Below are 7780 nucleotides of genomic sequence, written 5' to 3'. Positions count from 1 at the left end.
AAGTTGCCGTGGACAGTGTCGACTTCATCGGCCTGAAGGGCCTGGACAACGGGCGCGTCGGGGTCGCGGACGAGACCGAGAACGGTGTGACCGGCGCGGGCCAGAGCGGCTGAGACGCGGCGGCCGGCGTAGCCGGTGGCACCGATGACGAGGATCTCCATGGGGACTCCTGAGCTTGGTCTTATGTGTGGCGGGTCAGATGCCGGGGTTGGTGGTGAAGAAGCGGGCCAGCCGTTCGGCGGTGGCGTGCGGGTTGTCGGCGGCGAAGGTGTGTGCCGCGCCGAGGATGATGTCGGCGCTCACCTCACGCGCCGCCTGACGGGCGCCTTCCAGCAGGACGTGCTGGGGCAGTCCGTGTTCGCCGTTGAGGACCAGAACCGGCATCTCGAGCACGCCGCCAGCGCGGGCGGTACGGCCGTCGTCGACGAGGGTCGCGTAGTGCTCGAAACCACCGCGCATCGCATGCGGCCGGGTGTAGGCGCGCAGCAGTTCGGCGCGGTCGGACTCAGTGATGCCGCCCTTGGTCATCATCGACCAGAAGCCGGACAGGTACTGCTCCTCTTTGCCCTCGGTGAGCAGGGCTGCCAGCTCGCTCTGGGCGTGGAAGCCGAAGTGCCAGGAGCCTCCGGCGGCCGGGTTCATGTGGTCTTCGAGCCCGTAGCCGGGCAGGAACGCTTCGCTGAGCACGAGGCGGGAGATGTCGTCCGGGTGGGCCTGGGCCCATGCGTGGACGGTCATCGTGCCCACGTCCGTACCAGCCACGAACGCCCGCTCGTGGCCGAGGTGACCCAGCAGCTGGTGCAGGTCTTCGGCCTCGTCGCGCTTGGTCCAGCGGCCGGCCGGGACCGAGGAGTCGCCCGAGCCGCGCAAGTCCGGGGCGATCACCGTGTAGCCGCGCTCGGCCAGTAGCGGCATCACCGCCCGCCACTCGACCCAGGTGAACGGCCAGCCATGGACGAGGACCACTGCGGGGCCGCTTCCCCCGCTCACGTAGTGCAGTCGAACGCCGTTGACATCGGTGTAGGCGTGCGCAAACCCGTCAGGCGCGGGTGCTGGAGGGGCCATCACTCCACCTTTCTTATTGCTTGCCTAAGCAATGATTGCCTCCGCTTGCTTGCTTCGTCAAATACGATGGTGGGCATGGTTGCCACTGACGATCCCGCCCCGCTGAACCAGGACGAGCTGCGCCTCTGGCAGAGCTTGGGTCGCCTGGTCCACTCGCTGCCGCGGGCCCTCGAAGAGGACATGTCCCGCACCGGGGTCACCATGACCGAGTTCGCCGTACTGCTCCTGCTCTCCGAGGCCCCCGACCGCCGCATGCGCATGTCCGCCCTCGCCACCGCCGCCGGCCTCACGCCTTCGCGGATCACGCGTGTGGTCAACGGTCTGAGCAACCACGACCTGGTCCGCAAGGAGCGGCACGGTGAAGACGCTCGAGGCAACGAGGCCGTCCTCACCGATGCCGGCCTGCGCACCATGCAGGCCGCCCAGCCCGCGCACCTGGCCAGCGCCCGGCGCCGCGTCCTCGACCAGGTTCCCGAGGACCTGCTGCCCGACTTCGCTCACGCCGTGACTCGCCTCGCTGACGCCCTGTCCACACAGCAGCAGAGGACCTGACGAAGGGGCGTCGCGGCAGGCGGGCATCAAGTAGCCCTAAAGGAAAGGGCGCCAAGCCTGTCTAGCTTGGCTTTTAGCCCGTGCGCCGGGGCTTCGTGCCGACCTTGTGGTGGGTAGGCCACTGGAAGGGTTGGCCGGTGGCGAGGACTCTGCCTACGTCATGGCGGGTGGCCCGGTGCAGGTTCCTGGCTCCCGGTGGTCGGCCGGGGCCGGGCCGGGCGGGTTTCGGTGCACCGGCTGGGGATGCGGCCGTTGGTCGGATGCTTCTGAACCCCCGCCGGACTCGGGCCGGGGTGAGCCGTTCGGGCGGGGCTGGCTTCTCCCAGGGGTGCCTGAGGTCCTGGACGAGGGAGCGGGCGAGCCTGAGCTGGGTATGGGCGACGACGACGAGCCAGGTCCACCGGTCGGCGGCTTGCGGGATGCGGAGCCTCGGAGCCGTCCAACCCAAGGTCTGCTTCATCATCCGGTAGGTGTGCTCGACGTCGAACCTTCGCAGGAACACCTGCCAGCAGCGGTCGACGTCGGCCGCGGTGGCGCCGGTCTTGGACCACCACAGCCACAACGGCTTCGGCTCGGCGCCGGACGGAAGGTGCGAGACCTCCAGACGGATGACCGTGGCTTCGATGATGGGCAGCTCGGCGGAATGGTCGATCCAGGCGGCCCGGCGGGTGAGCCGGGGATGGAGCCTGTCCCAGGCCCGGACAGTTGCCTTCCCGTAGAGACGGGTGTCCGTGACGGTCACCACGCGCTCCTCGCCCCAGGTGTCGGGCTGGCCGAAGACGAACTCGCTGCCGCGCTTGGGCGGCCGGCCGCCCTTCGGGTCGTAAACCCGGGGCGGGGTCGAGCGACGCATCACCCGGTCCGACCGCGTCCGGCCCAGGAGCTCGACAGGCAGGTCAGCCAGCAGGTGTGAAATCCGAGGAGCGTCGTAGCCGGCATCGACAACAACCAAGACGTCGGCGTCACCGTCCTCCCACTGGCCCGCGGCGACCAGTCGCTCGACCACTTCTCGGATTTGAGTAGAGGTGACGGCGGCGACATCGGCGCCCAGCGTCAGCAGGACGGCGTCCAGGATTGCGGTCCACGAGGTCCGCCCTGTCTCCAGCGCGGCCACGACCGAGTACGGCCAGCCGGGGATCATCAGGTGCTTGTTCTCGCCGTACCCGTAGGTGTGGCAAAAGCACCGGTCAGGTGCGGTGTCCGCGCCCCTGATCTACCCAAGGTCAATCGGGGCGGAGGAGGCACAACGCCGCAGCGCAGTCGACGGCCGACCGGTCGCCTTCCGGCGTCCGGGCTGCAAGTACTGCATTCGACTGCGCATCCGGCTGGGCCGCAGCGGCCGCCAGTTGCACTGGGTCAACATCTGGCGAGACCCGGCAGGAGCTGCAGCGGTGAGAGCAGCCAACGACGGCAACGAGACCGTCCCGACCGTCGTCGTGGCGGGCCAGCCACACACCAACCCCGTTCCCGAATGGATGCGCGAGCAGCTCTCCCACTCCGTGTGATCAGAAACCGCACCCTACGGAGAGGCGCCCGCAGACCCACAGCGCACGGAGGTTAGACGACAAGCTGAGCGGGACGGCGACGCGTGGGCGGTACCGTCCCGCTCGAAGAGCGGCCTGACAGGCGCTCAGCGTCTAGACGTTTTCGCAGATGTTGCCGAATGTGGGGTTGAGAATCCCGACGACCGAGACGGTGTCGCCGCACGCGTTGACGGGCACGTCCACCGGTGCCTGAACCAGGTTTCCGCTCACAATTCCGGGAGAGTTCTTGGCCTCGCCATTGGCATCGGCGCCACCGTGCGCAGCTGCGGCGCCCACGCAGCCGAGGGCCGCGACAGCCGCCAGAGCAGCGGCAGTCAGAGGAAGACGTACCTGCATCGAGTTCTCCTTCAATTGGGGCGGTGATCACACCGTTCACTGTCCCGGCGGTCTGCAGAAAAACGCCTGGCCCAGGAGAAGTCGGGAGAAACCACTCCTTCAGTTGGTACCTGGAGCCGGTCCCTTCGAGGATCAGACAGGCGCTGCCCTCGGCGGCGGTTACGTCGGGCTGCGCCGGAGCACGGCCCTTTGCCCGTATGGTGCACGAGCATGACCGATCCCGCCGCGCCCCATGCCTGACAGGCCGACCGGCTCATCACCGCTCTTCGGCACGCCCGGGACCTGGACGACACAGCGTCGGACCTCGGCTTTGACCTACGCGTGGCATAAGGCCAGAGCCCACACAGACACACGCCTGACGATCACCCTCGCCGGCCGGGACCGGGACGCCCGACCAAACGCGGCCGTATCCAACGGGCCCACCACCGCCTGTCGCCCCCAGGGCGGAGCTGATCCCGGAGATCACCGGTACCGACGGCCGGCACCGGAGAGAACCACTTGTTCGCGTCCGCGCCCGGCGCTGTCAGCCGGCACACAAACACCCCAGCCTCCCCGGCCTCCAGCTCAGCTGACGTAGCGGCGTCTGTCTAGGTGGCCCAGCCGGACAACCGGTCCTCCCCCTCCGCATCGCCAGCTGCACGCGGTCGGCCGCACGATCCCGCTGTGCGGACGCCACCCCTTCCGATGATCACTTCGGTGGACCGCATCCTCTTCGCGGACGGGTCGTTGGCCAGGCATGAACAAGATCATGACGCTGACGGCTCTTCCCCTCGCAGCCCTGGCCCTGTCCGCGCCGGCCGCGTACGCCGACACCGACTCGAACTTCGGCCCCGGCGTGAATGCCGCGAACAACTGGAACTTCAGCGCGGCGGCCGTGTGCTTCCAGGAACTGGCTGTCGTCCCGATCGGCGGCGCCTCGCTGAGCGACACGGTCAACCACTGCGTGAACGGCAACGTACTCAACCACTCCTCCTGACCCCGCATCGAGATGGAGCCCGTACCGGCGCTCCCCTCCCGCACATGACCACGCCGATACGGGCTCCCGGACGACTGGCACCGGGACGTCACCACGCTTCTTCCACAAGCCACCATGCGTCCAGGCAAGTGAGGGCTCCCCTCTCCCGGCTTCCGTGGCGCCCTCCATGGGGACTGTGATCGCAGCGCAGCTCCCAGAAGGGTCCTTGCGGTGTCGGCTCACTGGCTGATGCCGGACCCTCTCGCCACGTGGACAACCTGCTCGGCCTCGGTACCGTGTGCCGCCGAGTGGGCGGCCAGGGAAATCTTCCTCCAGGAGAAATAGGTATGCCTACCTCCGGCTCCCTCCCCGCCTTACACCGTTTCCCGCTCGCGCCGCTTCCGCCCGCCGCTCACCAAGCGCATCGCAGATCTACGTCACCGCGCCGATCTCGCCTTTCAGCAACGCAACTTCCGCCTGGCATCCAGCCTCTGCAACCTCGCCGCCCTGCTCGCTGCCAATGGTGGTGGAGCGGCCGAACAGACCGGCCCCGGCCAGGTGTACCCGGACGGCATGCTGGCGTGTCGTTGCTTCTGGTCAGGCCGCGTTTGCGGCGGCTGCGCAGGAGCGGCTCCACCTCTGGGGGAATCGGCCGGATGCTCCAGGAGCATCACCCGTCGCCTCCCTACGATCACGGTCATGCAATCCCACGATCACGCAGTGGCAGCAGTCGTGCGAAGCAGGTCCGCCCTGGCTCTCGCCGCTGTCGCGATGGCCTGCGCCGTCCCTGCGCTCACCGCGAGCATCCCGGACTCCGCACAGGCCGAGCAGGCGAGCACCAGGCCTCTGGTCATCGCCCATCGGGCGGGCACCAGCGACTTTCCTGAGAACACCGTGCTGGCCATCACCGAGTCGCTGAAAGCGGGCGTGGACGGGGAATGGCTGAGCGTCCAGGCCAGCAAGGACGGCGTACCGGTCCTGTACCGGCCCACCGACCTGTCGGCGCTGACGGACGGCTCCGGCCCCGTCGCCGGCAAGACCTTGGACGAGCTGGTCAAGCTCAACGCCGCCTACGACTTCAAGGGGCCTGACGGCTCCTACCCCTATCGAGCCCACCCCGTCCACATCCCCACCCTCGAAGCCGCCTTGCACGTCATGCCCCCGGGCAAACAGATCTACCTGGACCTCAAACAGGCACCTGCCCAGCACGTCGTCGACGCGGTGACCCGCCTGCTCGATGAAAAGAAGGCGTGGGACCGCGTCAAGCTGTACTCGACCGATGCCGAGGTCACCACCCTGCTCTCCGCCAACGCCAGAGCGCAGGTGGCCGAGGCACGCGACGCGACACGGCAGCGGCTGGCCGAAGTGGTTCTCGAGCACACCTGCAGGAGCACACCTCCGGCCAGCTCATGGGCCGGCTTCGAACTCAAACGCCAGATGACCTTGGAGGAGAAGTTCACCCTGGGTACCGGAGATGCCGCCGTCACCGCCCAGCTGTGGACCCCTCAATCCGTCGCCTGCTTCCGCTCCCGCTCCGCCCGCACCCCCATCGTCATGCTCGCCGTCAACACACCAGGCGACCTGCGCACCGCCACACGTCTCGCCGCCACCGCCGTAGTCGTCGACTCACCCCGCACCATCCTCACCGGAGCGCAATAAGTCCCAAATCCGCGTAGCCCGTCGACCACTCCACGCATGCGACAACGCCATCCGGATGGACCACCTGGCCGACACCCTGGAGCCCTCCTCGGCACGGCGCTCCGGCTCGACCGCAAGCGACCGAGGGCCAGCCGTCGGCCTCGCCTGACGGAACCCGAACGCAGCGGGCCCCCTTGGCGGCGACACCACGGGCGATACGGCGAGCAGAGCAACGTCCGTCTTCAGGCACGGAAGCGCGAGCAGGGTGCGGTCACTTCGTGCGCCCTCATGTGCGCCCCGCTTGCGCGACCGCCCCACTCGTTCGGCTCATCTAAGTCACGCACGGTGACGGGCATGATCGTCCGTGTGGCCGCCATCGGGTGCTTGGCCAACACCGCGTCCACGCCTCGACCCGCGGGCACGCCCCCGTCATCACCGTGCAGAAGGGAGCAGCACTGTGCCTTTGACCGTGGAGACTGTTGCAGCGGAGCTGGAAGCCGCGAACCAGGAGGGTGATCCAGCCGCCGACGCGCTGGTGTCCGACCTCATCGACCATCGGGAGGTCGACGGCGTCAACGGCCTGTTCCGCACCATCGGTACGCTCAAGCCGCACATGGCGATGTCCGACCTGTCCAACCTGCCCGAGCGGCTCGCGCAGTTCCTGCACGACGCCTCCGACGAGCCGCCCGGCTGGAGCGCGGCCGACGTCAAGGCAGCGGAAGGCTTCTTCGCCCACCACCACGGCGTGGCTTCCATGCTGCAGGGCACGGTCGGGCTGATCGGCACGTACCTCTCCCCCACCGGTGCCTACACCCTGCGTTCGACCGGACGTCTGGGCGGCGTGGAAGGCCCTGGCCGGCGTCTGTCGCAGTCCTCGCGCCTGTTCATCGGGATGGGTGACGAGGATGCGCTGCGCAACGGCACTCTGGCGGCGACCGTGACCAAGGTGCGCCTGGTCCACGCATCCGTCCGGCAGCTGCACGAGAAGAGCGGCAAGTGGGACTACGCCAAGTGGGGCGAGCCGGTCTCGCAGAAGTACACCACCGGCGCCATCTGCATCTTCAGTGTGCAGATCCTCCAGGCTATGAAGAACCTCGGCGTCCACGTGACCAAGGACGACGCGCAAGGCTTCGTGAGCGCCTGGCACTACATCAACCACTACCTCGGTACCCCCGACAAGTGGCTGGTGCCCAAGGACGCCGACCTGGCCGACCGGCTGTGGAACATCGAGCGGGAGCGGGAGTGGAGGGCGAGCGAGGACTGCACGTTCATGACCGAGCAGGCCCTGAAGTTCTACAAGGAGCAGATCCTCCCGCCGGGGTCCTACGAACCCTTCATCGCCATGGTTCGAACCGCCTTCACCGACAAGTACGCCGATATGGCCGGCATCCCCAAGAGCATCGTCGACCTCGCGGCCAAACCCGGCGCCGCCATGCACAGCATCTTCAGCAGCACGATCGGCGGACTCGGCGGCGACACCGTGAAGAAGGCCACCGGGATCAATCCCTACGACGAGATCCTCGGCGTGGCCTCGAAGGCCTTCAACCAGGTCGAGTTGTACGCCCTCACCCACGACCAGGACAACCAGCCCCAGATGCACCAAGACCTCAACGACAACCGCTGACAACCAAGCCGCTTCATCGAAGACCCGCCGCGCGGAGCTGCCCGGTGCATGACGTAGGCTGAGCGC

Annotated in this window: 7 protein-coding genes and 2 pseudogenes; 5 read left to right on the top strand and 4 right to left on the bottom strand. The window is 68.0% G+C overall.

The window, feature by feature from the left end; translation table 11 throughout:
* A partial coding sequence (locus AQI95_RS46005) for an NmrA family NAD(P)-binding protein (RefSeq protein WP_159056728.1) occupies window positions 1–161 on the bottom strand: 161 nt, incomplete at its 3' end.
* Window positions 162–195: 34 nt separating this feature from the next.
* Window positions 196–990 carry an alpha/beta fold hydrolase gene (locus AQI95_RS42610; RefSeq protein ID WP_159056718.1) on the bottom strand — a complete coding sequence of 265 codons (795 nt, stop codon included), beginning with the start codon at window positions 988–990 and terminating at the stop codon, window positions 196–198.
* A 150-nt stretch (window positions 991–1140) separates the two neighbouring features.
* Here AQI95_RS42610 and AQI95_RS42605 point away from each other — a divergent pair, with 150 nt between their 5' ends.
* Window positions 1141–1617, top strand: a complete 477-nt coding sequence (locus AQI95_RS42605; protein ID WP_067136725.1) for a MarR family winged helix-turn-helix transcriptional regulator — start codon at window positions 1141–1143, stop codon at window positions 1615–1617.
* Between the two features lie 73 nt (window positions 1618–1690).
* On the opposite strand, the pseudogene AQI95_RS42600 reads toward AQI95_RS42605, so the two are convergent.
* Window positions 1691–2821, bottom strand: a pseudogene (locus tag AQI95_RS42600) (transposase); the annotation flags it as partial.
* On the opposite strand from AQI95_RS42600, the pseudogene AQI95_RS46000 reads away from it, so the two are divergent.
* Window positions 2814–3122 (top strand): annotated as a pseudogene (locus tag AQI95_RS46000) (glutaredoxin domain-containing protein); the annotation flags it as partial. The pseudogenes AQI95_RS42600 and AQI95_RS46000 overlap by 8 nt on opposite strands.
* A gap of 132 nt (window positions 3123–3254) precedes the next feature.
* Here the strand turns inward: AQI95_RS46000 and AQI95_RS42595 are convergent.
* The gene (locus AQI95_RS42595) at window positions 3255–3497 is read right to left on the bottom strand and encodes a chaplin (RefSeq protein WP_067136682.1); all 243 of its coding nucleotides are present in this window, start codon (window positions 3495–3497) and stop codon (window positions 3255–3257) included.
* A 736-nt stretch (window positions 3498–4233) separates the two neighbouring features.
* On the opposite strand from AQI95_RS42595, the gene AQI95_RS42590 reads away from it, so the two are divergent.
* The 3 genes from AQI95_RS42590 (at window position 4234) to AQI95_RS42580 (ending at window position 7714) form a co-directional block, all read left to right on the top strand.
* The gene (locus AQI95_RS42590) at window positions 4234–4473 is read left to right on the top strand and encodes a hypothetical protein (protein ID WP_067136681.1); all 240 of its coding nucleotides are present in this window, start codon (window positions 4234–4236) and stop codon (window positions 4471–4473) included.
* A gap of 699 nt (window positions 4474–5172) precedes the next feature.
* On the top strand, window positions 5173–6111 hold the full coding sequence (locus tag AQI95_RS42585; RefSeq protein WP_208614411.1) for a glycerophosphodiester phosphodiesterase family protein: 939 nt from the start codon (window positions 5173–5175) through the stop codon (window positions 6109–6111).
* A 448-nt stretch (window positions 6112–6559) separates the two neighbouring features.
* Window positions 6560–7714 carry an oxygenase MpaB family protein gene (locus AQI95_RS42580; RefSeq protein ID WP_244189087.1) on the top strand — a complete coding sequence of 385 codons (1155 nt, stop codon included), beginning with the start codon at window positions 6560–6562 and terminating at the stop codon, window positions 7712–7714.
* Window positions 7715–7780 lie beyond the last annotated feature (66 nt).

The sequence above is a fragment of the Streptomyces yokosukanensis genome (genome assembly GCF_001514035.1).
GTDB lineage: Bacteria > Actinomycetota > Actinomycetes > Streptomycetales > Streptomycetaceae > Streptomyces > Streptomyces yokosukanensis.
The sequence above is the reverse complement of the archived record's forward strand: the minus strand, read 5'-3'. Positions and strand labels throughout refer to the sequence as shown.

Coding starts and splice junctions, on each gene's coding strand:
- AQI95_RS42605 (WP_067136725.1), top strand. CDS start 1,141: ATGGTTGCCACTGACGATCCCGCCCCGCTGAACCAGGACGAGCTGCGC.
- AQI95_RS42595 (WP_067136682.1), bottom strand. CDS start 3,497: ATGCAGGTACGTCTTCCTCTGACTGCCGCTGCTCTGGCGGCTGTCGCG.
- AQI95_RS42590 (WP_067136681.1), top strand. CDS start 4,234: ATGAACAAGATCATGACGCTGACGGCTCTTCCCCTCGCAGCCCTGGCC.